Source organism: Streptomyces diversicolor (assembly GCF_057537855.1).
Genome location: NZ_BAAJXA010000031.1, coordinates 24,317 through 47,642, shown reverse-complemented (window position 1 = coordinate 47,642; position 23,326 = coordinate 24,317). Strand labels below are relative to the sequence as shown.

The window sequence follows — 23,326 nt, the reverse complement described above, 5'->3', positions numbered from 1 at the left end:
CTGGATACAGTGCCCGCATGAACAGCAGGACCGCCCCGTTCGATGAACTCGATCGGAAGATCGTCACCGCGTTGGTCGCGAACGCCAGGAGCAGCTTCGCCGAGATCGGCTCGGCGATCGGGCTGTCGGCCACCGCGGTCAAGCGGCGCGTGGACCGGCTGCGCGAGACGGGTGTGATCACCGGGTTCACGGCCACCGTGAAGCCGTCGGCGCTGGGCTGGCGCACGGAGGCGTATGTGGAGGTGTACTGCGAGGGTGCGGCGCCGCCGCGGCGGCTGGCCGAGGTGGTGCGCAACCATCCGGAGATCACGGCGGCGATGACGGTGACGGGCGGCGCGGACGCGCTGCTGCACGTGCGGGCGCGGGACGTCGAGCACTTCGAGGAGGTGCTGGAGCGGATCCGGGTGGAGCCGTTCATCCGGAAGACGATCAGCGTGATGGTGCTGTCCCATCTGCTGCCGGAGAGCCCGGAGGCCGCCGCGACCCAGGCGGCGCCCGAGTAAACCCGGGCCCACGCAGCAGTGCTGCGTATTTTCGGCCCACAAAGCAGCATTCCTGCGCACCCGCGCAGCTCTCATTTCTTGTCCACCGTCTCCGCCGCTTCCTACCTTGGTGCCACCCTCAGTCGACACCGCAGGAAAGCGGAGGAACACCTCTGTGCCCGACAGCCGTGTGCCGCGCCCCCGGCGCTTCCTCGTCTGCGAACCCCGGCACTTCGCCGTGCAGTACGCGATCAACCCCTGGATGCATCCCGACACCAGCGTCGACGTCGATCTGGCGCAGGAGCAGTGGCAGTCGCTGATCCGCGCCTATCTGGCCCACGGGCACACGGTGGAGACCGTGCCCTGTGTCCCCGGCCTGCCGGACATGGTCTTCGCCGCGAACTCGGCGGTCGTCGTCGGCGGCCGGGTCTTCGGCTCCCTCTTCCACGCGCCCCAGCGCCGCCCCGAGTCGACCCACTACGACCTGTGGTTCAAGACCGCGGGCTTTGAGGTGTACCGCCCGCGGTCGGTGTGCGAGGGCGAGGGCGACCTGGTCCCGACGGGCCGGTACCTGCTCGCCGGCACCGGCTTCCGCACGACCCCGGACGCGCACCGCGAGGCGCAGGAGTTCCTCGGCGTGCCGGTGATCGGCCTGACCCTGGTGGACCCGTACCTCTACCACCTGGACACGGCGCTGTTCGTGCTGGACGACCACAACATCGCCTATTTCCCGGGGGCCTTCTCCCCCGGCAGCCGCAAGGTGCTCGCGCGGCTGTACCCCGACGCGGTGCTCGCCACCCGTGACGACGCGATGGCGTTCGGCCTGAACTCCGTCTCCGACGGGCGCCACGTCTTCATCGCGCCGCGGGCCGAGGCCCTTGCCGCGCGTCTCGCCGACCGCGGCTATGTCCCCGTCCCCGTCGACCTGTCGGAGTTCCACAAGGCCGGCGGGGGCATCAAGTGCTGCACCCAGGAGATCCGTTCATGACAGCACCCGCACGCACGCGTACGTCCGCCGACCTCATCCGCGCGGAGGAGCCGGTCCTCGCGCACAACTACCATCCGCTGCCCGTGGTCGTCGCCCGTGCCGAGGGCGTCTGGGTGGAGGATGTCGAGGGCCGCCGCTACCTCGACATGCTGGCCGGTTACTCGGCCCTCAACTTCGGCCACCGCCACCCGGCGCTGATCGAGGCCGCCCACCGCCAGCTCGACCGGCTGACGCTCACCTCGCGCGCCTTCCACCACGACCGGCTGGCCGGGTTCGCGGCCCGGCTGGCCGACCTGACCGGGCACGACATGGTGCTGCCGATGAACACCGGCGCCGAGGCGGTGGAGAGCGGCATCAAGGTCGCGCGCAAATGGGCGTACGAGGTCAAGGGCGTGCCCGCCGACCGGGCCACGATCGTGGTCGCGGCGGAGAACTTCCACGGCCGTACCACCACGATCGTCGGCTTCTCCACGGACGAGTCGGCGCGGACCGGTTTCGGCCCGTTCACGCCGGGTTTCCGGATCGTCCCGTACAACGACCTGGCCGCGCTGGAGGCGGCCGTCGACGAGACGACGGCCGCGGTGCTGATCGAGCCGATCCAGGGCGAGGCCGGGGTCGTCGTCCCGGACGACGGCTATCTCACCGGGGTGCGCGAGCTGACCCGGAGCGCGGGCTGTCTGTTCGTCGCGGACGAGATCCAGTCGGGGCTCGGCCGTACGGGCCGCACCCTCGCGGTGGAGCACGAGTCCGTCGTGCCCGACATGGTGCTGCTCGGCAAGGCGCTCGGCGGCGGCATCGTGCCGGTCTCCGCGGTGGTGGCCGGCCGGGAGGTGCTGGGGGTGCTGCGGCCGGGCGAGCACGGTTCGACGTTCGGCGGGAACCCGCTGGCGGCGGCGGTCGGCACGGCGGTGGTCGAGCTGCTGGAGACCGGCGAGTTCCAGCGCCGGGCGGCCGATCTGGGCGTGGTCCTGCGGGACGGGCTCACCGCGCTGGTGGGCCGGGGCGTGGTCGGTTTCCGCTCGCGCGGGCTGTGGGCGGGGGTGGACATCGACCCGGCCATCGGCACCGGCCGCGAGATCGGCGAGCGGCTGATGCGGGAGGGTGTGCTGGTCAAGGACACCCACGGGTCCACGATCCGGCTGGCGCCGCCGCTGACGATCACCGCCGACGAGCTGCGGTCCGCGCTCGGGGCGTTGGAGAAGGTGCTGGTCTGAGGCGTGCGCCGCCCTCCCGGCCGTGGGGCCGGGAGGGCGGGGCGTGCCGTCAGCGCCGGCCGAGCAGTCGCCGCATCTCCTCGATCTCGGCGTTCTGCGCGGTCACGACGGCGTCGGCCAGGCGCTTCGCCGGGCCGTAGGCGCCCCTGGACTTCTCGGTCCTGGCCATCTCGACGGCGCCCTTGTGGTGTTCGACCATCATGGTCAGGAACTTCGTGTCGAAGTCCGGTCCGTCGGCCTGCTCCAGCGCGGTCATGTCCTTGTCGTCCATCATCCCGGCCATGCCGGAGTGGCCGGTGTGGTCCATGCCGGCCGCGGGCACCTGCTCGCCCCATGCGCGAAGCCAGCCGGTCATCGTGGTGATCTCCGGGTCCTGCGCCTTCTCGATGCGGGTGGCGAGGTCCTTGACCCGGGCGGAGGAGGCACGGCCGGCGGCGAGCCGGGCCATGTCGAGGGCCTGCTCGTGGTGCGGGATCATGCCCTGCGCGAAGGCGACGTCCTGGGCGTTGTGGGATACGGCGGTGGCGTCCGCGCTCGCGGACGGCGCCACGCCCTCTGTGCTCGCGGACGGCGCGGCGCCGTGGCCCGCGTGGCCGCTGTCGCCGCCGTCGCTGCCGCAGGCGGCGAGGACGAGGGCGGCGCCCGCCGCTGCCAGGGCGAGGGCCGCGCGGCGCGCCGGGGTACGGGGGGTCGTGCTGCGGATGGTCATGCGTGAACTCCTGCTGTACGAACGGATCGTGGGCATGCCGGACACCGCGTCGGCCGGACGGTCCGACAGCGGTGGGTGCGGCCTCTAGATCCGCAGGAGTTGGAGTTCGGCCAGGGACGGCGGCGCGCGGGCCCCTTCGGGGGTCGCGGCCGGGCAGGAGCCGGCCCGGTCGGCGGGCACGGCGGCGGTGACGGAGTGCGGGACGAGCGCGGGCAGGCCCGGTCCCCAGCTCACGGCGCCCGACGCGCAGGTCGGGTCGGCGTGCCGCGCGTGGTGTCCACCGCAGTGCCCGTCGTCCGGGCAGTCAGGGTCGGCGGCGACCACGGCCGTCGCGCTCGGGGCGGGGCGATGGCCGGGGCTCGCGGTGGCGCCGCCGGGGGCCAGGGCGTGCATGCCGAGCAGGCCGGCCAGCAGCCCGAGCACGAGCAGCACCCGCCACCGCCGCGGGGGCGGGAACGGGTGCCGTTCGTCTCCGATCATCGCGCCCATCCTAGGACCGCCGTCCCGACGGCCCGACGACGGCACGCTTCCCGCCCGCCGGAACGCGCACGGGGCGATCGGCCTCGGGCCCGCGACACGCGCCCTGATCATGCGTCGTACGCCCTGTCCCTCGTCGTTCCCCCCGGGGGGCGCGTGCGTGTGCGCCCGTGGCCGGACACGGCGAAGCCCGGGCGGCGGGGCCGCCCGGGCTCGGTGAGGCCGGCCGTGTCAGTCGGCTATTTCGATCTTGCCGTTGGCCTCGGCGCGGGCGGGGGCCGTGGAGCCGGCCTCTCCCGTGCCCCGTGCGGTGATGCCCTTCAGGAGTTCGGCGAGGTCGATTCCGGTGGCGGAGCCGAGCAGTTCGACTCCCTGGGCGACGTTGTCGGCGACGGTGCGGGTCAGCCGGCTCGCCCCGTCGGTGGAGATGACCGTCATCTTGTCGATGGCGCCCAGCGGTTCGGCGGCCTTGGCGACGACGTGCGGCAGCACCTCGACGAGCATCTGCAGCACGGCCGCGTCACCGTACTGGGCGAACGCGTCGGCCTTCTTCCGCATCGCCTCGGCCTCGGCCTCACCGGTCGCGCCGATCGCCGCGGCCTGCGCCTCGCCCTCCAGCCGGACGGCCTCGGCCAACGCGCTGCGGCGCTGCTTCTCGCCCTCACCGGTCAGCCGTGCCCGCTCGGCCTCCGCCTGGGCGGCGGCGATCCCGGCCAGCCGCTCCGCCTCGGCCTGCTTCACCCGGGCCACGCGCCTGGCCTCGGCGTCCTGCTCGGCGGCGTACCGCTGGGCGTCGGCCGGCTTGCGGACCTCGGTGTCGAGCTGGCGGTCGGTGAGCGCGGCCTGCCGCTCGGCGACCTTCTCCTGCTGGGTCAGGATCTCCTGCCGGCGTGCGGCCTCGGCGAGCGGCCCTGCGGCGGCCGCACGCGCGGCGGCCTCGTCCGTCTCGGCCTTGATCTCCGCCTGCCGCAGCGCGAACGTCCGCTGCGCGACGGCGATCTCCTCCTCCGCCTTCAGCCGGGCCTGCTCGGCCGCCCGCCGGGCCTCCGCCTCGGCGATGTCGGCCTCCTGCCGGGCGCGGGCGGCCTCGGGCCGGCCAAGGTCCTCCAGGTAGGAGCCCTCGGTGGTGATGTCCTGGATCTGGAAGGCGTCCAGCACCAGACCCTGGCCGGACAGGCTGGCCTCCGCCTCCTCGGCGACCTGCCCGGCGAAGGCGGCCCGGTCCCGGATGACGTCCTCGACGGACATCCGGCCGACGATGGCGCGCAGCGCGCCGGACAGCACCTCCTGGGTGAACCCGACGATGCCGTCCTGCTGCATGAGGAAACGCTGGGCGGCGGCGCGGATCGAGTCCTCGGTGCCGCCCACCTTCACGATGGCGACACCGTCCAGGTTGGCCTTGACGCCGCGCAGCGTGACCGCGCCGCGCACCGCGACCGGGATGTGCCGCGAGGACAGGTCGAGGCTGAACTTCTGCTGCACGAACGGCACGACGAACACACCACCGCCGACGACGACCTTCTGGCCGCTGTTGTCGGTGAAGACCCGGCCGGTCTCCGGGTCGGTGGCCTTCTTGCCGCGCCGCCCGGTGACGATGAACGCCTCGCTCGGGCCGGCCACCTTGTAGCGGGTGACGACCACCAGGCCGAGCAGGACGAGGAGTACGACGACTCCTATGACGGCGATGACGACTGGACTCATGATGGATTCCCCTCAGCCCTCCCAGGGGACGGCAGATCGTTAGGGTGGTTCGGTCGAACGGGTGGGCGCCGGGCTGGTCAGCGTTCCACCGGGAGTACGGACACCGCCGTCTGGGACAGCGCCTCGGCGACCCAGACCTCGGTGCCCCGCGGCACCGGCTCGGGACTCTTCGCCGCGAGCTTCACCGGCTGGCCGGCCCGGTGGATCAGCACCTCGCCGTAGCCGTCCGCCGGAATGGCGGTCACCACGGAGCCCGCGGCGCCGATCAGGTCGTCCTCGCGCGGCGCGGCACCGGACCGGTCGTCGAGCAGGACACGGCTGAGGCGGTAGGCGAGCCAGCCCGTGCCGAGACCGGCGGGCACGCCGACCGCGGTGGCTGCGGCCGCGCCCAGCCCGGTGGTGCCCAGGACGATCGCCCCCGAGAAGCCGAACATCGACAGGAAGCCGGCGACGACCGGGAGCGACAGCCAGCCGTCGAGGAGACCGTCGAGCGCGTCGGCACCACCGAAGAGTCCTTCGAGGATGCCGTCGAAGAGGAGGGACAGCGCGAGGAGTACGACTCCCGCGATGCCGAGACCGAGAAACCAGGCCATCCGCTCCCGCCCCCTTTCCGCGCGGCGACCGTGCCGGTGAACGCATGTTCACACGGCACCACCGTCCCCGGCATTGCCCGACCCCGGCAATCTTCCGGCCCCTTCGATGCCGTATATCGCCCTCGGAGTGCCGCGTGTGTGTCGCCGGACCGGAACCTGTCAGGGCGCCGGGCACTACGGGGACGGGGGCGGGGACGGCGATGCCGCTGTGGGCGGCCTGGGCGTCCTCGTCGGCGTGGTCTGCCGGAGAGGTCGCGGGGGGGCGTCGAGCCGCAGGGCGGCCGCGTCGGGGCCGAGGGCGGGCCGTGGACAGCGGGGAGGCCCCCACCGGGGCGGACGGGCGACCCGCGAACTGTGTCCGCCGGAGCGTGCGGGCACTGGGCCGGCGTTCAGCGATGCCGCAGCCGCCCCGCCGGTGTCGGGGCTGTGGTCATCCGCCGAGTTGCCTGAGGACGCCGGTGAGTTCGCGGACCCTCGGGTGGTCGGGGCCGTGTGTGCCGCGGTAGCCGTCGATCGCGTCGCGCAGCAGCGGCACCGCCTCCGTGGCGCGGCCCTGGTTGGCCTTCATCGCCGCCAGGTCGACCTGCACCCCGAGGGTCCTGGCGTGCCGGTGGCCGAAGGCCCGCCGGTAGCCTTCCAGCACCTCGGCGATCAGGGTCTCCGCTTCGCCGGCGTGGCCGAGCCGGTTCAGGACGACCGCGTAGTTGTGCCGGGCGACCAGGGTGTCCGGGTCCCGGTCGCCCTTCGACCGCGACCGGGCCTCGACCAGTTCCCGGTACATCTCCAGCGCCTCGCCGTGCCGGCCCTGGTGGATGAGCACGGCGGCGAGGTTGTGCCGTACGGTCAGGGCCAGGTCACTGCCGCCGTCGACGTCGGCCAGCATCGCCCGGTACATGCGCTCGGCCTCGGCCAGCCGCTCGGGCGAGTCGCGCAACGTACCCGCCAGGGTGTTCCTGCTGCTCAGCGTGTCCGGGTGAGCGGCGCCGAGGGTGCGGGTGCGGCGGGCCACGGTGTCCCGCATCAGCCCCTCGGCCTCTTCCCGGCGGCCGAGGCCGAGCAGCACGTTCCCGAGGTTCGTCGCGATCGTCAGGGTCTGGGCGTCGTCCTGGCCGCGCAGCCGCTCCCAGCCGGCCAGCGCCTCCCGCAACCGCTGTTCGGCCAGCGCCAGATGGCCTCCCTCCTGAAGGAGCCGAGTGAGGTCGTTCAGCGTGAGCAGCCTGTTCTCCTCGTCGCCCGCGCGGGCGGAGACCAGCCAGTCCAGCAGTTCGACGGCGTCGTCGCGCCGGTCGGGCCTGCGCCCCAGGACCACCGCGTACGCGTGGAGCGCGTGCAGTGTCCGCGGGTGCGTCGGGCCCAACTCCTCCCGTGTGCGCTCGAACTCCGCGCCGCGGGCGAACTCCTCGGTCACCTTCAGCTTGACGTCGATCAGCGGCACGTCCCCGGGCCGCTCGGTCCTCGTGATCTCGGCACTGCCGAAGTCACCGACGACGTGGTCGGTGACCTCCGGCCGGTCGCGCCGCGTCTTCTTCCTGCCCCAGAACGCCATCCCACCAGCTTGCTCGCGAAGCCGGCATCTGCCCATGGGTTTGACGTCCACGTGACCGTTCGGCCGTCAGATGGACGTCACTGACCGGAATACAGGTGGGCCGCCCACAGCGTCGGGGTCCTCGGGTAGCGCTCCCGGCAGCGGCGTACCGCGTGGTGCAGGGCCGTCGCGACGTCCTCGCCCCGCGCGATCCGCTGGTGCAGGTCCACGGCGACCAGCCGGGCGACACGATCGTTGACCTGCCACAGGGTGCCCACGACCTGCGGGTAGCCGGCGAGTTGGAACGCCGACACCAGGTGCAGGCCCTCGTCCGGGATCCGGTGCGTGCCGAGGGACGTCTCGCACGCCGACAGCACCGCGAGCCGTCCATGGGTGAGGTCCAGTGCGGACACGTCGAGCACGGACAGCGGGCCGTCGTGCAGCAGCAGATGACCGGCTGACGGGTCGTCGGGGTCGCTCGTCGCATGGCAGGCGAAGTGCGCCGACGCGTGCGAGGCGAGCGCGGCGCGGACCGCGCCGGCCGTCGCCTGCGGGCCGGTCAGCCGGGTGGCCGGGGTCAGGGCGGCGATCGCGCTCGCCTCCCGCTCCGCGCCGCGCAGCGCCTTCGCGCCGGGTGCCTCGCCGATCGCCACGACGACCAGGTCCTCCCGTGCCCGGGCGTACCGGGCGCGGGCGTGCCCGAGGGCGCGCAGGGTGGGGGTGTAGGCGGAGACGGCCCGGTCGAGGACGGTGGCGCCCGGGGAGCGGCCGGCCGCGTGCAGAGGGAGCAGGGCGAGCTGTCCCACCGGCGACCACCAGATCCGTGGCCAGGTGCCGGACGGCGCCGTGGTGTGTCCGAGTCGTTTCAGCACCGGTTCGGCGATGGCGTCCCACAGCCAGCCGAGCACCCGGGTGACGGTGCTCTGGGCCTCGGTCTCGCCCGCCCCGGGACGGGTCGCGGCCCGCAGCGCGGCGCCGAACTCGGCGGCCCGCTCCGCCACGGAGTCCGGTGTGACGCCCGGCAGTTCGACCACCGTGACGCCCGAGGGCCTGACGATGAGCGCGTCGCTGCGGAACCCGCTCACGTTGATCAGCACGACCGGTCCGCTCCGCGCGGCCGCGAGGAGGTCGGCCAGTTCGGGCGGGGCGAGGAAGTCGCCGAACCCTGGCAGCGCGCGGGCCTCGTCGAGCAGCCGGCCCAGCCGGATGTCCAGGTCGTGCCGCTCGTCCGCCGCGGCGCCCACGACGGGGCCGGAGGGGGCCAGCCGGACGAATGCGTCGCGCAGCCGCTCGGCGAGTTCGGGAGCGACGGCCCGCAGCCGGGACAGGTCGGTGCGGCTCTGCAGCACCTGCCCGCCGAGCACGCCACGGCCGAGTTCCAGCAGCCGCACCGCCGTCTCCGGGTCGTCGGCCCCGAGGGCGGCTGCGGCCGCGTCGGCGGCGAGACCGTTGAGCTGTTCCAGCAGCCGCTGCTGGTCGAGGCGGGCGAGACGCCGCGGCACCACGAGCGGCAGCAGGCCGACCGCGAACGCGTAGGCGTCCCGCGCCCGGCTCCACTGTCCCGCCTCCGCCTCGGTGCGGGCCCATGCGCGTGCGGCCCTGATCCGGACGATCGGCTGCGACTCCTCGGTGCGGGCCGCCTCGCGGAAGGCGTGTCCCGCCGCGGCGCGCACGCCGGGGTCCAGGCTCAGCTCGTACTGGGCGTACAGGGCGTCACCGTGGTTGATCTGGGCGGCGCCGCGCTGGGGGGTGCCGGGGGCGCTCGCCCGGACGGCGCTGCCCAGCGCCGTCACGGACCGACCGAGCGCCGCCGGATCGCCGCTGAAGCGGTACGCGGACAGCCACACCCGGCCCAGGTTGCCCAGCGCCGCCATGTGGTCCGAACCGCCGTACGGGGCCGACTCGACCACCTCGGTGAAGGCGGCGACCGCCGCTGTCAGGTCGGAGTGCAGCCGGGTGCGCAGGAACCGGGCGTGGTGCAGCATTCCCAGCAGCAGCGGGATCGTGGCGTCCCTGCTGCCTTGGCCGCGCGCGGACCTGCCGATCTCCACGGCCTCGTCCAGCAGTTCGATGTCATCCGTCTGTTCGATCAGGTCATGCACGGCGACCAGGTAGTTCTCGCATCGGTTGCCCCACGGGCGGGTGCCGGACGGGGTGGCGGCGAGCACGTCACGCAGCAGGCCCACGCCCTCCCGCAGCGCCGCGACGTCACCGGTGTACCGGCCGCGGTCCCGCAGCGCGGCGGCGAGGTCGACCTCGAAGTCCGGCAACAGGCCCGGTGTGGCGCCCGCCACCGCGGCCCGCAGATACCCGACGGCCCGCTCCCGCACCGACTCGTCACCGGTGTGTTCGGCGGTGGTCTGCAGCACATCACCGAGGAGGTTGAGCCGCAGCAGATGGTTGAGGTCGCCGGGCGGCGACGTCCGTACGCTCTCGTCGAGCAGGCGGGCCGCCTCGGGCAGGACGGAGGGGTCGTCGGTCAGCATGTACCGCTGGTACAGGGCGCGGCCCAGCACGAACAGCACCTCCGGTACGCGCGGCAGTCGTGCCGCCGACGCGACGGCCTCGTCGACGTACCCGACGTCGCGGGTGTGCTCGGCCAGCACGAGCAGCGCCTCGGCCCGCATCGTGGCGGCCACCCGCCGGTCCTTCTCTTCGAGGTGCGGGACGGCCTCCTCGCACGCGGCGATCGCCTCGTGCAGCGCCGACACCTCACCGAAGCACTCGTAGTGGTCCAGCAGCAGGGCGCCGAGGTTGACCCGCAGCACATGGCCGACCGGGTGGCCGGCGACGTGTCCGAGGGCGGTGCGCAGCTCGGTGATCCCCTCCAGCAGGTCCGCCGGATCTCCCGTGTGCCGGTGGCGGTCGCGCAGCCCCATGGCCAGGTCGAGCATGGCGTTCACCGAGCCCTCCGCGGCCCGCCGCCGGTTCCGCTCGATCTCGTCGTCGAAGGGTGTGGGGGTCATCACGCGAGGCTATCCTCACTACGGTGACCGCTGACCAACTCGCCGTACTGTGCGAGCGTTTGGCCGACGCAGCCGACGCGGTGCGGACCTCGCCGGAGATCCGGGCGCGGGCGGAGTCCATCGCCGACCGGATACGCGGCGGCGCCACTCCCGCGGAACTCGCCGACGACTTCGACGCGTTGGACGAGCTGCTGCTGCGGGCCGGGCACGCGGCGGGCCTCAGCCCGGTGCGCGCCTACGAGCGGCTGCCCGGCGCCGGCGACGGACGTCCCGTTCTCGAAGTCCTCGCCTGCCCCGGTGGCACCTGCTCCCGCGTCGAGGCGCCGGGTGCGGCACCGGTGGACTGCCTGGTGCACCGGCGGCCGATGGCGGTCACGAGGCTCAGGTCGTGACGGGGTTCCTGGCGGCCCTGAGCGGCAAGCTGGCGGAACGCTGGCTCACCCTGCTGCTCGGCCCCAGTGTGCTGCTGATGAGCGTGACCGCGGCCGGGGTGACGCTCGGGCACCGGCGGTGGTACGACACCGGTCTGCTGCTGGACCGGCTCGACGGGCTGTCGGCACAGCCCGCGCTGCGCAACACCGGCACGCTGGTCCTCGTCCTCGCGGGGCTGCTCGCCGGCTCCGCGGGCCTCGGGCTCGCGGTCGGCGCGCTGGGCGCCGTGGTGGAACGGGCGTGGCTGGCCGGCCGGCCCCGCCGGCTCGCCGCCCGGCGCCGCCGGCGCTGGGACACCGCGCGGCAGCGGTTCGAGCACGCCCTGGTCGCGGCGGCCAGGGCGGAGCACAGCCCCGAGGCGGACGCGACCGCGGCGCGGGCCCGTGAGCTGAACGCCCGGCGCAACCGGATCAGCCTCGCGCCGCCCACCCATCCGTTCTGGCTGGGCGACCGGATCGCCGCGGTCGACACCCGCGTCTGGGCGGCCTACCGGCTCGACCTCACCTCGGCCTGGCCCCGGCTGTGGCTGACGCTGCCCGAGGACGTGCGCGCCGAGATCGGCACGGCCCGGGGGCGGCTGGCCGCGGCCTGTCGGCTGGTGGCGTGGGCGCTCGGCTATCTCGCCGTGGGCGTCGTGTGGTGGCCGGCCGCGGTCGTCGGCGTCGTCACCGCCGGGACGGCCTGGTGGCGGGCGCGGGCCGCGGGCGTGGCGTTCGCGGAACTCACCGAGTCGGCCGTCGACCTGCACGGCCGAGCGCTCGCGGAAGCCCTCGGCATTCCGTGCGCTGGCCCGCTCACCGAGGACGTCGGCGCCGAGATCACCACATTGCTGAGGAAACGGGCATGAGCTTCTTCTCCCGCCGCCGCGGGTTTGCCGACGCGCCGCCCCCGAGCGACGAGGCGGTCCTGGTGATCGACCAGTACGCGCTGCCCTACCGGTCGCCGCACTGGTACGGCCACGCGGACTACCATGTGCGGGTCTTCCGGCCCGTCACCGCGCCGAAGCCGGTCGTCGTCATGGGCGACCTGGACAACGACCCGGTCGCCTCGATCACCAACAGATGCCCCGAGGTGACGGCGATCGTCGCCGGCCTGGTGCTGGGCCACCCGGGCGTGCACCCCACCCGGCTGGAGGACCACGCCCGATGGGTCACCTACTACGCCGCCGACGGCGCGATCGGCGAGAGATTCTGCGAGGTGTACGACTTCGACGTGCTGCCCGGCTATGAGCCGCCGCTGGTCAAGTTCAGGCACCGGGGCCTGCGGCGGGACGAGGCCGAGGATCTGGTGGGCGGCACCCTCGGCAGGTGGCGGCGCGAGGACTACACCGTCGCGGGGCTCCAGCGGCGCCGCGTGCGCGTGATGCGGGTGCACCCGGCGGGCTCGTGACCGAAGACGGTTACAGATGACTACAGGTGCACGCGACGTTAGGGGCGAGCCGTGTTCTACTACCTGCTGAAGTACGTGCTGCTGGGGCCGCTGCTTCGGCTGGTCTTCCGGCCCCGCACGGAAGGGCTGGACAACGTGCCCGCGTCCGGACCGGCCATCGTCGCCGGCAACCACCTCTCGTTCTCGGACCACTTCCTGATGCCCGCGATACTCAAACGGCGCATCACGTTCCTCGCCAAGGCCGAGTACTTCACCGGTCCCGGGGTCAAGGGCCGGCTGACCGCGTTCTTCTTCCGCAGCGCGGGCCAGATCCCGGTCGACCGGTCCGGCAAGGACGCCGGCCGGGCCGCGATCCGCGAGGGCCTTGGCGTGCTGCGCCGGGGCGAACTGCTCGGCATCTACCCGGAGGGCACCCGCTCGCACGACGGCCGTCTGTACAAGGGCAAGGTCGGCGTCGCCGTGATGGCGCTGGAGGCGGGTGTCCCGGTCGTCCCGTGCGCGATGATCGGCACCTTCGAGGCGCAGCCGCCGGGGAAGGTCGTCCCGAACGTCCATCCCGTCGTCATCCGCTTCGGCACGCCGCTCGACTTCTCCCGGTACGCCGGCATGGAGCACGAGAAGGCGGTGCTGCGCGCGGTCACCGACGAGATCATGTACGCGATCCTGATGCTGTCCGAACAGGAGTACGTCGACCGGTACGCGGCCGTGGTCAAGGCGGAGCAGACCGAGACAGAGGGCACAAAGCCCCGAAGATTCCCCCGAGCACCCCTGAGCTGATCCGGTAACCGCGGACCTGCGCCCCGCAAGGGGCGCGGGGAACTGCGCGACCAGCCACAACACAGCCGCAGACGAACGACGGCGCACCACAGTGACCCGCACGGCTGACCTGCGTTGCCGTCGGGCTCTGCCGTTGGCAGAACGGGGGTGGCGCGGCGGAGCCGGGGCCGTACGGTCGGGTCATGAGACGTGCTGTGGTGATCGGGGCGGCGGGACAGATCGGGCGCCCCACGGTGGACGCGCTGGTGCGGGACGGCTGGGAGGTGACGGCCGCCTCCCGGAGCGGCGGCCGGGACGAACGCTGGCCCAAGGAGGTACGGGCGGTCCGGCTGGACCGCGCCGACGACGCGGCCCTGGCCGCGACGGTGGGCGAGGACTGCGACCTCGTGGTCGACATGGTCGCCTACGGACCCGAGCACGCCCGGCAGCTGACCGCACTGACCGGCCGCGTCGGCTCCGCGGTGGTGATCTCCTCGGCGTCGGTGTACGAGGACGCCGAGGGACGGGGCTTTGACACCCAGGACCAGCCGGACGGCTTCCCCGCGTACCCGGTGCCCATCGCGGAGACCCAGCGCACGGTGCCCCCCGGCGAGTCCTCCTACAGCACCAGGAAGGCGGCGCTCGAACGTGAACTCCTCGCCGCCGGGGACGCGTTGCCGACGACGCTGCTGCGGGCGGGGGCCGTCCACGGCCCGCACAGCCCGCTGCCCCGCGAGCTGTACTTCGTCAAGCGGAACCTCGACGGACGCGGCACCCGGGTGCTCGCGCACGGCGGCCGGAGCCGGTTCCACCCGACGAGCGCCCGCACCATCGCCGAACTGGTCAGGCTGGCCGCGGCGCGACCGGGGTCGCGTGTGCTCAACGCCTGCGACCCGCAGGCGCCGACGGTGGCGGAGATCGGCGCGGCGGTGGACGAGGTGATGGGCGTCGAGACGCGGACCGTCCTGCTGGACGGGCCGCCCGAGGGCTCCGTGGGAAGCACGCCGTGGTCGGTGCCGCGGCCGGTGGTCTGCGACATGACCGCGGCGGAACGGGAGTTGGACTACCGCCCGGTCATCACGTACGCCGGCAGCCTGCCGGAGACGGTCGACCGGCTCCGGGACGAACTGGCCCGGCGCGACTGGACCGCGGCCTTTCCGAGGCTGGCACAGGCGTATCCCGACCTGTTCGACTACCCGGCCGAGGACGCCTGGCTGCGCGCACGGTGAGCAGGGGGCGGCCGGGAGGACGTCCCGGCCGCCCCTCAGCCGGTCACGGCTTGGGCGTGGCGTGCGGCGCGCAGGTCACGTCGGCCGCGTCGACCTTGCCGGTGAGCAGGTAACCGTCCACCCGGTCGTTGACGCACGGGTTGACCAGCCCGGTCACGCCGTGCGAGCCGGCGTCCCGCTCGGTGATCAGGCGGGAGCCCTTGAAGCGCTTGTGCAGCTCGACGGCGCCCGGGTACGGGGTGGCGGCGTCCCGGGTGGACTGCACGATGAGCACCGGCGGCAGCCCCTTGCCGGTCTTCACGTCCACGGGGGTCTGCTGCTTGACCGGCCAGGTCGCGCACGGCAGGTTCATCCAGGCGTTGGACCAGGTCAGGAACGGGTAGTCGCGGTGCAGCCGGGTGTTGTCCCGGTCCCAACGCCGCCAGCTGGTGGGCCACTTGGCGTCGGTGCACTCGACGGCCGTGTAGACGGCGTTGCCGTTCTCCGAGGCGATGTTCCCCGCGGTGTCGGACAGGTCCGGGGCGGCGGCGTCCACCAGTGCCTGGGTGTCACCGGCGACGTACTTGCTGAACACCGTGGCGACCGGCACCCACGAGGAGTCGTAGTACGGGGCGCTCTGGAAGAAGGAGAGCAGTTCGGCCGGGCCGACGACACCGCCGATGGGGTTCTTCTTGGCGGTGGCGCGCAGTTCGAGCCACTTGGCCTGGACGGCGGCGCGGGTGGTGCCGAGGTGGAAGGCGGCGTCGTTGGCGGCGACCCAGTCCTGCCAGTCCCGCCAGCGGCCCTCGAAGGCGATGTCCTGGTTGAGGTTGGCCTGGTACCAGATGTTGTCCCGGGCCGGGTCGACCACGCTGTCGACGACCATGCGGCGGACGTGCCCGGGGAACAGCGTGCCGTAGACGGCGCCCAGGTAGGTGCCGTAGGAGACACCGAGGTAGTTGATCTTCCGCTCGCCCAGCGCGGCCCGGATGACGTCCAGGTCGCGAGCGGTGTTCGGCGTGGTCATGTGCGGCAGCATGGTGCCGCTGCGTTCGTAGCAGCCGTCCGCGTACTCGCGGGCCAGCTTGCGCTGGGCGAGCTTGTCGGCCTCGGAGTCGGGCACCGGGTCGGCCTTGGGCGCCTTGACGAACTCCTGCGGGTCGATGCAGGAGATGGGCGCGGAGTGGCCGACACCGCGCGGGTCGAAGCCCACGAAGTCGTATGCCTTGGCCGTCTTCGCCCACACGGCGTTCTTGTTGGTGACCCGGGTCGGGAAGCGCAGCCCGGAGCCGCCCGGGCCGCCGGGGTTGTAGACGAGCGCGCCCTGGCGCTCCTGCGGGGTACCCGTGTTGCCGATGCGGTCGACGGCGAGCTTGATCTGCTTGCCGTCCGGCTTGGCGTAGTCGAGCGGCACGGTGACCCAGCCGCACTGGATGGGCTTGGCGAGCCCCCAGTCGGCGGGGCAGTCCCGCCAGTCGATGCCCGCCTTCGCGGCCCGCTCGGCGGCGATCGCGGCGCCCCGGGCCTCGCGGTCCTGGCCGTGTCCCGAGGTGGCGGCGGCCGTGGGCGCGGACACGGCGCCGGCTATCAGGGTCGCGGTGACGAGCGCTCCGGCCGAACCGAGCGCGAGCACGCGGTTCTTCGGTCTGTTCTCCCTCAAGTGGGCCCTCCCCCTGCGTCGTGGTGAATGTCATGCGAATGTCAGGGGGATCCTCGTCCCTGTGAGGAGCCTGGGAACAGGGGTTGTTGACCTTCTTTGCCAATCCGATAGCCGGACGATCAGGTACCGCTGAGCGGAGCGCCCCGGTCGAGCAGCGCCGACGCCTCGTCCAGCACCCGCCGCACCCGCAGTCCGTCGGCGGCCACGGCGTTCACCAGCACGGCGGGTCCGGCGAGCGGGAAGACGGCCGCCCCCTCCCCCAGCAGCCGGGCCGCCGGCATGTCGTCGGCGAACTCGGGCCGTACGACGAGGAGTTGCCCCACCGCGCGATGTCCCGCGAGGACGGCGGGACCGTCCCAGCCGCCGGGCGCGCCGGGCCCGCAGGTCAACTCCTGGTCGAGCACGCCGCGTCCGTCGAGCCGCACCGTCAACCGGCTGCCGAGCCGCCCCGGTTCCTCGCCGGCCCGGCCGAGCACCTGCTCCTCGCGCAGCACGAGACGGGCCCCTGCGGCGAGGTCGACCCGGGTGGTGACATACAGCTCGCTGCCGGCCGCGGAGATCAACGGTTCGGGCAGCCAGTGCAGTTCGCCCCCGTCGTCGACCGTGATCCGCACGTCGTAGTGTGCCTCGCCCTTCGTCTGGCCCGGCAGCGCGATGGTCGCGGCGGCCGACCCGACATGCAGCCGGGCGCCCCGGGCCACCCGTGTCTCGACGGCGAACCGGTCGCCGCCGAGCGGCCCGCTCATCGCTCCGACGAGCACGACCCGGGCCTGTGTGCCGCTGCCCCGGGTGCGCCGCGGCGCCAGCGGGCCCCGCCCCTCCAGCACGGGCAGCGCCGTGCCGCCGCGGCCGTCCGGCCCGGCGACGATCCGCGCGGCGGCCCGCACCCCGCTCACTGTCACGCCCTCCACGCGGCGAGCCGTTCCCGCACCCAGGCGGCGACCTCGGCGACGCCGGTCTCGGAGCGCAACGACTGGAACACGACGGGCAGTCCGGCCCGCTGCGCCTTCGCGTCGGCGGCCATCCGCGCGAGGTCGGAGCCGACGTACGGCGCGAGGTCGGTCTTGTTGACCACGAGCAGATCGGCGGTGGTGACGCCTGGGCCTCCCTTGCGCGGGATGTCGTCCCCGCCGGCCACGTCGATGACGAAGACCTGCGCGTCGACGAGCCCCTTGGAGAAGGTCGCGGTGAGGTTGTCGCCGCCCGACTCGACGAGGACGAGGTCCAGCGGCCCCACCTCGTCCTCCAGTTCCTCGACCGCTTCGAGGTTGGCGGAGATGTCGTCCCTGATCGCGGTGTGCGGGCAGGCTCCCGTCCGCACGGCGGTGATCCGCTCCGGCGGCAGTACGGCCTCGCGCAGCAGGAACTCGGCGTCCTCCCGGGTGTAGATGTCGTTGGTGACGACGGCGAGCGACAGGTCGTCCCGCAGGGTGCGGCACAGGGCGGCGACGGTGGCGGTCTTGCCCGAGCCGACGGGCCCGCCGAGGCCGATCCGCAGCGCCCGCCGCGATCCGTCCGCCCGCCGGGCATCGGCCCCGACGGCGCCCGGGCCGTGCTGGGTGTGATCGAGATGCATGAACAACTCTCCTTCAGAACGGCCTTCAGGGTGCCGGGATGTCAGCCGACCGCGGGCGAAACGCCGCGGCGGCCGGGGTCGGGAGCGGGGTGAGTGAGGGAACCGCGGCGGCGACGCCACGGTCGGGCGGGGTGCGGACGGCGGTGAGCCGGGTGGTGCGGTCACGGTCGGTCGGGAGTGGGCGGGCACGGCGGTGGGCCGGCGGGCAGGCAGGGTCGGTCCGGCGCGGGCGAGAACGGTCAGTCGGCGGGCAGGCAGGGTCGGTCCGGCGCGGGCGAGAACAGTCGGTCGGCGGGCAGGCACGGTCGGTCCGGCGCGGGCGAGAACAGTCGGTCAGCGGGCAGGCGGGGTCGGTCCGGTGCGGGCGGGAACGGTCGGTCGGCGGGTGGCAGACGTCGTGGGCGGCGCGGTCAGGATGCGAACAGCCGGGCCGGTCGGGTGGCGTGGGTCTCGGCTGTGATCTCCAGCAGCGGTGCGGATGTCGCCGGCAGGGCGTCGACGCCGTCGGTGACGGTGCGCCGGGCCGCCTCCACCGCCCGCCCGACCACCTGGTCGAGCTCCGGCGCCAGCCGGGCCAGTACCCCGGTCGCCTCGAACGGATGCAGGCTCAGCAGCCGCACGGTGGCCGTCGCCGGCCCGCTCACGCTTTCGTACGCCGCGCAGTACGCCGCGTCCGCCGCCTCAAGACCGGCCGCCCGAGCCACCAGGCCGAGCACCACCGGCTGGTGCACGCCCTTGGGGAACTGCCGGGCCAGGGCGTCGAGTTCGGCGCGCGGCCAGGTCGCCCGGGCGGCCCGCAGCAGCTGCCGGCCGAGCCTGCGCGCAGCGCCACGCAGCGCGGGCGACGGTGTGCGCGCGTCCGCCGCCGCGTCCAGGGCGGCAAGGTCCGCGCCGAGCACCGCCGCCGCGGCGAGCGCGGCGGCCACGAGCCCCGCCGTGTGCAACCGCCCCCGGCAGAAGTCCGCCAGGCTCGCGGCATCGGTGATCCGCCCGGCCGTGACGGCGGCCTCCGCCCCGCCGGAGTGCGCGTGCCCTCCGGCGGGAAAGCGGCCGTCGGCCAGGACGAGGAGCGCTGCCCGGGACATCAGAACAGGAAGTAGCGCTGGGCCATGGGCAGTTCGGCGGCCGGGGTGACCTCGACCAGTTCGCCGTCGATGTGCACGGCGAAGCTGTCGGGGTCGATCCGGACCAGGGGCCGTGCGTCGTTCTCCCTCATGTCCGCCTTCGTCACGCCGCGCGTCGACTCGATGGCGACGAAACGCTTGTCCAGCTCAAGCCGTTCGGGCAGCCCGTCCTCGATGGCCGCCGGGGCGACGAAGTTGACCGAGTTGGCGCCCGGTGCCCGTCCGATCGCGCCGTACATGGGGCGCGGCAGGATCGGCTGCGGGGTGGGGATGGAGGCGTTGGCGTCGCCCATCTGCGCGTACGCGATCTGCCCGCCCTTGATGACCAGGTGCGGTTTCACACCGAAGAACGCGGGTTCCCAGAGCACCAGGTCGGCGAGCTTTCCGCGCTCCACGGACCCGATGTCCCGGGCGAGGCCCTGGGCGAGAGCGGGGTTGATGGTGTATTTGGCGACATAGCGCCGTACCCGCCGGTTGTCCGCGCGGCCGTCACCGGGCAGCGCGCCCCGGCGGCGCTTCATCACATGCGCCGTCTGCCAGGTCCGCAGCACGACCTCGCCGATGCGCCCCATGGCCTGGGCGTCGGAGGAGATGATCGAGATGGCGCCCAGATCGTGCAGGATGTCCTCGGCGCCGATCGTCGACGGCCTGATCCGGGACTCGGCGAACGCCAGGTCCTCCGGGACCGCGGGGTTGAGGTGGTGGCACACCATCAGCATGTCGAGGTGTTCCTCGGCGGTGTTGACGGTGAACGGCCGGGTCGGATTGGTCGAGCTGGGCAGCACGTGCGGCTCGGAGACCACGGTCATGATGTCGGGCGCGTGCCCGCCGCCGGCCCCCTCGGTGTGGTACGCGTGGATGCCGCGCCCGGCGATCGCGGCGAGCGTGTCGCCGACGAAGCCGGCCTCGTTGAGGGTGTCCGAGTGGATGGCGACCTGGATGCCGGTCCGGTCGGCGACGGTGAGCGAGGCGTCGATGACGGCCGGGGTGGAGCCCCAGTCCTCGTGCAGTTTCAGGCCCAGCGCGCCGCCGCGGATCTGCGACATCATCGCCTCGTGCGAGACGGTGTTGCCCTTGCCGAGCAGGCCGACGTTGACCGGGTAGTGCTCCATCGCCTGGAACATCCGGGCGAGGTGCCAGGGGCCGGGCGTCACGGTGGTCGCCTTGGAGCCCTCGGCCGGTCCGGTGCCGCCGCCGACCAGCGTGGTGATGCCGGCGGCCAGCGCCTCGTCGGCGGTCTGCGGGCAGATGAAGTGGACGTGCGCGTCGATCCCGCCGGCCGTCAGGATGCGCCCGTTGCCCGCGATCACCTCGGTCTCCGGGCCGATGACCAGATCGGGGTGCACGCCGTCCATCGTGTCCGGGTTGCCCGCCTTGCCGATCCCGGTGATCCGGCCGTCGCGGATGCCGATGTCGGCCTTGACGATTCCCCAGTGGTCGACGATGACGGCGCCGGTGATCACGGTGTCGGGGGTGCCGTCCGCGCGGGTGGCACGCGACTGGCCCATGGATTCGCGGATGACCTTGCCGCCGCCGAAGACCGCCTCGTCACCGGCGCGTCCGGGCCCGCCCGAACGGTCCTCCTCGATCTCGATCAGCAGATCGGTGTCGGCGAGCCGGATCCGGTCGCCGGTGGTCGGGCCGAACAGGTCGGCGTACGCGGCACGTGGGATCTCAGGCATCGAGGCGGCCTCCGGTCTGGCCGCGCAGGCCCGGCACGACGCGGGCGCCGGTCAGCGGGACGAGTTCGACGTCGACGGGGATGCCGGGCTCGAAGCGCACGGCGGTGCCGGCGGCGACGTTCAGCCGCTTTCCGTGTGCGGCGCCGCGGTCGAACTCCAGGCCGGGGTTGGCCTCGGCGAAGTGGTAGTGGGAGCCGACCTGGACGGGCCGGTCGGCGGCGTTGAGGACGGTGAGCCGGGTGACCTCGCGGCCCTCGTTGCAGACGACGGGGTCGTCGGCGAACAGGATCTCTCCGGGAATCATGGCCGTGCCCCGCTCAGACGATCGGGTCGTGGACGGTGACCAGTTTGGTGCCGTCCGGGAAGGTGGCCTCCACCTGGACGTCGTGGATCATCTCGGGGACGCCCTCCATGACGTCGTTGCGGGTGAGCACCTTGCGGCCGGAGGCCATCAGTTCGGCGACGCCGCGTCCGTCGCGCGCGCCTTCGAGGACGTGCGACGTGATGAGCGCGACCGCCTCGGGGTGGTTGAGCCTCAGCCCGCGGGCCCGGCGCCGCTCGGCCACGTCGGCCGCCACGTGGATCAGCAGCCTCTCTTGCTCGTGCGGGGTCAGTTGCACGTCCCACCTCACAGTCCTCGCTCCGGACCGTGCGGGTCCGGTTGCCGCAGCCACCGCCGACAGGGGTGAATCTCACATGGGGTCAGATGGGGCGAGCTTACCCAATCGGGACACAAGAACCTCCGACGGTGTGGACGGGCACGCTAGTGCGCCGGAGTTTCAACGACGTTAACCGGACCGTACGGGCGCACCGGTCGGCACGGTCGACGCAGTCCCGGCTCCGGAGCGGGCTCCACGCGAGGCCGCCCGGACAGCGAACGCACCGCCACGCGCCCGACCGGGGGATCGCGACCGGCTCCGCGGCAACCCTGTCGGACCCGAGCGGAACGCATGCGGTGGCCGCACGAGTGATCACGGGGAACCGCCGGACGCAGACCACGACACCCGACCCGACCACACCGACCGCGAACGCATCCGCAGCCGCCCCCGCAGCGTCACTTGACCCCACGAGCAGCCGAGGCCGGCGCGGGCGCGGTGACGGCCGGGCCGCGCGGGCAGCCGGGACCGGCGCGAGGTGCCCCGCGAGCAGCCGATTGCCGTCACGGGCACGGTGATACCGCCCGGCCACCCGCTCTGCACCGCTCCCTCCACCCGGGCAACCACCAGCGGAGCCATCGGCATCCTCGGCCGACGGCTGCCGCCCGGGACAGAACACCCCCGCCGCCGACCGCAGACCACGCCGCACGACCGACCCCCTTGCCGACCACAGACCGTGGCGCACGGCCCGGCCGCGCCGACCGTGAGCACATCCGTGGCCCCTCCCACGGCGCCGCCGGGTCCCGCGGGCAGCCGGGACCGGCGCGGGCGTGGTGACACCGCCCGACACTCCCTACTCCGGCGCGCCACCTCCACCCCGCAACCACCGCCGAAGCCAATCGGCCCCCGGCCAGCACCTGCCGGGGGGGCGGGGCAACCCCCCGCCCCCCGGGCCTGCCCTATCGATCCTGAGCGCGTCCGTGCCCGCCCCCACGGGGCCGCCCGGGCCCAGACGCAGCCGAGGCCGGCGCGCGGCGCGGTGATGCCGATAGGCCATCCGCGCCCCGCCGCCCCCCACCCCGCAACCGCCGGCGGAGCCGATCGGCGTCCCCGGCCGGCACCTGGCCCCGCCGTCCGGGCGCAGGTCGCGGCGCTCGTGCCGGGCGGGTGGTCTGCGGCGGAGGTGCTTGGTCAGGAGCCCGTCGCGCCCCTGTGTTCGGCTGCGATGCCGAAGCGGCGTTGTTCGCGGTGCGGGCCCGCGGCCTCGCGGACGCTGGAGACCGAGCTGACGACCTGCTCGTCCGCCGGTTCCGGGAGTTCTTCGAGCCGCTCCAGGTCGGCGGCGGAGACGAGGGCGACGAGAGGCTTGCCGTGGCGCGTCACGACGACGCGTTCACCGCCGTACACCACCCGGTTGATCAGGTCGGCGAGTTCAGCCCTGGCTTGCGTCACCGGAATCTCGTAGGCCATGACCCCAGCTTACGGGGCTGCCCCGGACCCCTTTCCCGCCCCGAGGACGCCCCACCCGCACCCACCCAGTCTGTACGTCCTGTACATTTTCCATCGAGGGCGTCGCCGCAAGCGGCCGCGCCGCGAGGAGGGGTATTGCCATGACCGGACCGTCCGCCCGCCACGTCCTGCCCGAGTTCACCGAACGCACGAGCACAGGGCTCCGCACGCTCGATCCGTACGCGAAGCTGCTTGAGGAGCGGATCGTCTTCCTGGGCACACCGATCGACGACACCGCGGCGAACGACGTCATGGCACAGTTCATGCACCTGGAACACCGCGCCCCGGACCAGGACATCTCGCTGTACGTCAACTCCCCCGGCGGCTCGTTCAGCGCGATGACGGCCATCTACGACACCATGCGGTACGTCACCTGCGACGTGGAGACGATCTGTCTCGGGCAGGCCGGCTCCTCGGCGGCGGTGCTGATCGCGGCCGGCACCGCCGGCAAGCGGTATACGCTGCCGGGCGCGCGGCTGCTGCTCCAGCAGCCGTCGCTGGCGCGGCCGGTGCAGGGCCAGCCGAGCGATCTGGTCATCGAGGCCGAGGAACTGGCGCGCGTGCGCGTGCTCCAGGAGGAGATGCTGGCGCGCCACACCGGCCGCACCCCGGAGCAGGTCCACGAGGACCTGGAACGGGACCTGGTCCTGGACGCCCGGGGCGCGCTGGAGTACGGGCTGGTGGACGCGGTCATCCCGAGCCGCAGGGCCGCGCGCCCGGCCGACGCGGGGTGAGCCGC

The 23,326-nt window shown here is 73.5% G+C and carries 23 protein-coding genes; 9 read left to right on the top strand and 14 right to left on the bottom strand.

Annotated features, from left to right (window positions below):
• Nucleotides 1-17 precede the first annotated feature (17 nt).
• The 3 genes from AC27LF_RS31120 to rocD all read left to right on the top strand — a co-directional run bounded on the left by AC27LF_RS31120 (nucleotide 18) and on the right by rocD (nucleotide 2,684).
• The gene (locus tag AC27LF_RS31120; protein ID WP_479660854.1) at nucleotides 18-503 is read left to right on the top strand and encodes an Lrp/AsnC family transcriptional regulator; all 486 of its coding nucleotides are present in this window, start codon (nucleotides 18-20) and stop codon (nucleotides 501-503) included.
• 154 nt (nucleotides 504-657) lie between these two features.
• Entirely contained in the window at nucleotides 658-1,470 is an 813-nt protein-coding gene (gene ddaH / locus AC27LF_RS31115) for a dimethylargininase (protein ID WP_479660855.1), read from the top strand.
• On the top strand, nucleotides 1,467-2,684 hold the full coding sequence (gene rocD / locus AC27LF_RS31110) for an ornithine--oxo-acid transaminase (RefSeq protein ID WP_479660856.1): 1,218 nt from the start codon (nucleotides 1,467-1,469) through the stop codon (nucleotides 2,682-2,684). Before ddaH ends, rocD begins: the two co-directional genes overlap by 4 nt.
• 49 nt (nucleotides 2,685-2,733) lie before the next feature.
• Here the strand turns inward: rocD and AC27LF_RS31105 are convergent, their stop codons facing one another.
• The 6 genes from AC27LF_RS31105 to AC27LF_RS31080 all read right to left on the bottom strand — a co-directional run bounded on the left by AC27LF_RS31105 (nucleotide 2,734) and on the right by AC27LF_RS31080 (nucleotide 10,655).
• Nucleotides 2,734-3,393 carry a DUF305 domain-containing protein gene (locus tag AC27LF_RS31105; RefSeq protein WP_479660857.1) on the bottom strand — a complete coding sequence of 220 codons (660 nt, stop codon included), beginning with the start codon at nucleotides 3,391-3,393 and terminating at the stop codon, nucleotides 2,734-2,736.
• A gap of 84 nt (nucleotides 3,394-3,477) precedes the next feature.
• Complete coding sequence (locus tag AC27LF_RS31100; RefSeq protein ID WP_479660858.1) at nucleotides 3,478-3,873, bottom strand: DUF6153 family protein; 396 nt, start codon at nucleotides 3,871-3,873, stop codon at nucleotides 3,478-3,480.
• Between the two features lie 228 nt (nucleotides 3,874-4,101).
• Nucleotides 4,102-5,571, bottom strand: a complete 1,470-nt coding sequence (locus tag AC27LF_RS31095) for a flotillin family protein (protein WP_479660859.1) — start codon at nucleotides 5,569-5,571, stop codon at nucleotides 4,102-4,104.
• A gap of 77 nt (nucleotides 5,572-5,648) precedes the next feature.
• Entirely contained in the window at nucleotides 5,649-6,164 is a 516-nt protein-coding gene (locus tag AC27LF_RS31090) for a hypothetical protein (RefSeq protein ID WP_479660860.1), read from the bottom strand.
• Nucleotides 6,165-6,594: 430 nt separating this feature from the next.
• Nucleotides 6,595-7,710 (bottom strand): tetratricopeptide repeat protein, encoded by a 1,116-nt coding sequence (locus AC27LF_RS31085; RefSeq protein WP_479660861.1) that lies wholly within the window; start codon nucleotides 7,708-7,710, stop codon nucleotides 6,595-6,597.
• Nucleotides 7,711-7,787: 77 nt separating this feature from the next.
• A complete protein-coding gene (locus AC27LF_RS31080; RefSeq protein WP_479660862.1) occupies nucleotides 7,788-10,655 on the bottom strand; it encodes a CHAT domain-containing protein in 2,868 nt (955 codons plus the stop codon).
• A 23-nt stretch (nucleotides 10,656-10,678) separates the two neighbouring features.
• On the opposite strand from AC27LF_RS31080, the gene AC27LF_RS31075 reads away from it, so the two are divergent.
• The 5 genes from AC27LF_RS31075 to AC27LF_RS31055 all read left to right on the top strand — a co-directional run bounded on the left by AC27LF_RS31075 (nucleotide 10,679) and on the right by AC27LF_RS31055 (nucleotide 14,461).
• Complete coding sequence (locus AC27LF_RS31075) at nucleotides 10,679-11,047, top strand: hypothetical protein (protein ID WP_479660863.1); 369 nt, start codon at nucleotides 10,679-10,681, stop codon at nucleotides 11,045-11,047.
• Complete coding sequence (locus tag AC27LF_RS31070) at nucleotides 11,044-11,934, top strand: hypothetical protein (protein WP_479660864.1); 891 nt, start codon at nucleotides 11,044-11,046, stop codon at nucleotides 11,932-11,934. Before AC27LF_RS31075 ends, AC27LF_RS31070 begins: the two co-directional genes overlap by 4 nt.
• Entirely contained in the window at nucleotides 11,931-12,476 is a 546-nt protein-coding gene (locus AC27LF_RS31065; RefSeq protein ID WP_479660865.1) for a hypothetical protein, read from the top strand. The genes AC27LF_RS31070 and AC27LF_RS31065 overlap by 4 nt, the downstream gene beginning before the upstream one ends.
• Nucleotides 12,477-12,527: 51 nt before the next feature.
• On the top strand, nucleotides 12,528-13,253 hold the full coding sequence (locus tag AC27LF_RS31060; protein WP_479660866.1) for a lysophospholipid acyltransferase family protein: 726 nt from the start codon (nucleotides 12,528-12,530) through the stop codon (nucleotides 13,251-13,253).
• 182 nt (nucleotides 13,254-13,435) lie between these two features.
• Nucleotides 13,436-14,461, top strand: a complete 1,026-nt coding sequence (locus AC27LF_RS31055) for an NAD-dependent epimerase/dehydratase family protein (protein WP_479660867.1) — start codon at nucleotides 13,436-13,438, stop codon at nucleotides 14,459-14,461.
• A 43-nt stretch (nucleotides 14,462-14,504) separates the two neighbouring features.
• Here AC27LF_RS31055 and AC27LF_RS31050 read toward each other — a convergent pair whose 3' ends face one another.
• The 8 genes from AC27LF_RS31050 to AC27LF_RS31015 form a co-directional block, all read right to left on the bottom strand.
• The gene (locus AC27LF_RS31050) at nucleotides 14,505-16,100 is read right to left on the bottom strand and encodes an alpha/beta hydrolase (protein WP_479660868.1); all 1,596 of its coding nucleotides are present in this window, start codon (nucleotides 16,098-16,100) and stop codon (nucleotides 14,505-14,507) included.
• 119 nt (nucleotides 16,101-16,219) lie between these two features.
• Nucleotides 16,220-17,011, bottom strand: a complete 792-nt coding sequence (locus AC27LF_RS31045; RefSeq protein WP_479660869.1) for an urease accessory protein UreD — start codon at nucleotides 17,009-17,011, stop codon at nucleotides 16,220-16,222.
• A complete protein-coding gene (gene ureG / locus AC27LF_RS31040; RefSeq protein WP_479660870.1) occupies nucleotides 16,999-17,676 on the bottom strand; it encodes an urease accessory protein UreG in 678 nt (225 codons plus the stop codon). Before ureG ends, AC27LF_RS31045 begins: the two co-directional genes overlap by 13 nt.
• A 410-nt stretch (nucleotides 17,677-18,086) precedes the next feature.
• Nucleotides 18,087-18,761 carry an urease accessory protein UreF gene (locus tag AC27LF_RS31035; protein ID WP_479660871.1) on the bottom strand — a complete coding sequence of 225 codons (675 nt, stop codon included), beginning with the start codon at nucleotides 18,759-18,761 and terminating at the stop codon, nucleotides 18,087-18,089.
• Nucleotides 18,761-20,482, bottom strand: a complete 1,722-nt coding sequence (locus tag AC27LF_RS31030; RefSeq protein ID WP_479660872.1) for an urease subunit alpha — start codon at nucleotides 20,480-20,482, stop codon at nucleotides 18,761-18,763. Before AC27LF_RS31030 ends, AC27LF_RS31035 begins: the two co-directional genes overlap by 1 nt.
• Nucleotides 20,475-20,786 carry an urease subunit beta gene (locus AC27LF_RS31025; protein ID WP_479660873.1) on the bottom strand — a complete coding sequence of 104 codons (312 nt, stop codon included), beginning with the start codon at nucleotides 20,784-20,786 and terminating at the stop codon, nucleotides 20,475-20,477. Before AC27LF_RS31025 ends, AC27LF_RS31030 begins: the two co-directional genes overlap by 8 nt.
• 13 nt (nucleotides 20,787-20,799) lie before the next feature.
• Nucleotides 20,800-21,102, bottom strand: coding sequence for an urease subunit gamma (locus AC27LF_RS31020; protein WP_479660874.1), 303 nt, complete (start codon nucleotides 21,100-21,102; stop codon nucleotides 20,800-20,802).
• Nucleotides 21,103-22,269: 1,167 nt separating this feature from the next.
• Nucleotides 22,270-22,548 (bottom strand): type II toxin-antitoxin system Phd/YefM family antitoxin, encoded by a 279-nt coding sequence (locus AC27LF_RS31015; RefSeq protein ID WP_479660875.1) that lies wholly within the window; start codon nucleotides 22,546-22,548, stop codon nucleotides 22,270-22,272.
• Nucleotides 22,549-22,688: 140 nt separating this feature from the next.
• Between AC27LF_RS31015 and AC27LF_RS31010 the strand changes: the two genes are divergently transcribed.
• A complete protein-coding gene (locus AC27LF_RS31010; RefSeq protein ID WP_479660876.1) occupies nucleotides 22,689-23,321 on the top strand; it encodes an ATP-dependent Clp protease proteolytic subunit in 633 nt (210 codons plus the stop codon).
• Nucleotides 23,322-23,326: the final 5 nt, after the last annotated feature.

What these genes read in the sequence shown, in the direction of transcription:
- AC27LF_RS31085 (WP_479660861.1), bottom strand. Translation starts at nt 7,710, where the DNA reads ATGGCGTTCTGGGGCAGGAAGAAGACGCGGCGCGACCGGCCGGAGGTC.
- AC27LF_RS31080 (WP_479660862.1), bottom strand. Translation starts at nt 10,655, where the DNA reads ATGACCCCCACACCCTTCGACGACGAGATCGAGCGGAACCGGCGGCGG.
- AC27LF_RS31090 (WP_479660860.1), bottom strand. Translation starts at nt 6,164, where the DNA reads ATGGCCTGGTTTCTCGGTCTCGGCATCGCGGGAGTCGTACTCCTCGCG.
- AC27LF_RS31105 (WP_479660857.1), bottom strand. Translation starts at nt 3,393, where the DNA reads ATGACCATCCGCAGCACGACCCCCCGTACCCCGGCGCGCCGCGCGGCC.
- AC27LF_RS31035 (WP_479660871.1), bottom strand. Translation starts at nt 18,761, where the DNA reads ATGTCCCGGGCAGCGCTCCTCGTCCTGGCCGACGGCCGCTTTCCCGCC.
- AC27LF_RS31095 (WP_479660859.1), bottom strand. Translation starts at nt 5,571, where the DNA reads ATGAGTCCAGTCGTCATCGCCGTCATAGGAGTCGTCGTACTCCTCGTC.
- AC27LF_RS31065 (WP_479660865.1), top strand. Translation starts at nt 11,931, where the DNA reads ATGAGCTTCTTCTCCCGCCGCCGCGGGTTTGCCGACGCGCCGCCCCCG.
- ureG (WP_479660870.1), bottom strand. Translation starts at nt 17,676, where the DNA reads ATGCATCTCGATCACACCCAGCACGGCCCGGGCGCCGTCGGGGCCGAT.
- AC27LF_RS31010 (WP_479660876.1), top strand. Translation starts at nt 22,689, where the DNA reads ATGACCGGACCGTCCGCCCGCCACGTCCTGCCCGAGTTCACCGAACGC.
- AC27LF_RS31030 (WP_479660872.1), bottom strand. Translation starts at nt 20,482, where the DNA reads ATGCCTGAGATCCCACGTGCCGCGTACGCCGACCTGTTCGGCCCGACC.
- AC27LF_RS31100 (WP_479660858.1), bottom strand. Translation starts at nt 3,873, where the DNA reads ATGATCGGAGACGAACGGCACCCGTTCCCGCCCCCGCGGCGGTGGCGG.
- AC27LF_RS31025 (WP_479660873.1), bottom strand. Translation starts at nt 20,786, where the DNA reads ATGATTCCCGGAGAGATCCTGTTCGCCGACGACCCCGTCGTCTGCAAC.
- rocD (WP_479660856.1), top strand. Translation starts at nt 1,467, where the DNA reads ATGACAGCACCCGCACGCACGCGTACGTCCGCCGACCTCATCCGCGCG.
- AC27LF_RS31055 (WP_479660867.1), top strand. Translation starts at nt 13,436, where the DNA reads ATGAGACGTGCTGTGGTGATCGGGGCGGCGGGACAGATCGGGCGCCCC.
- AC27LF_RS31120 (WP_479660854.1), top strand. Translation starts at nt 18, where the DNA reads ATGAACAGCAGGACCGCCCCGTTCGATGAACTCGATCGGAAGATCGTC.
- AC27LF_RS31015 (WP_479660875.1), bottom strand. Translation starts at nt 22,548, where the DNA reads ATGGCCTACGAGATTCCGGTGACGCAAGCCAGGGCTGAACTCGCCGAC.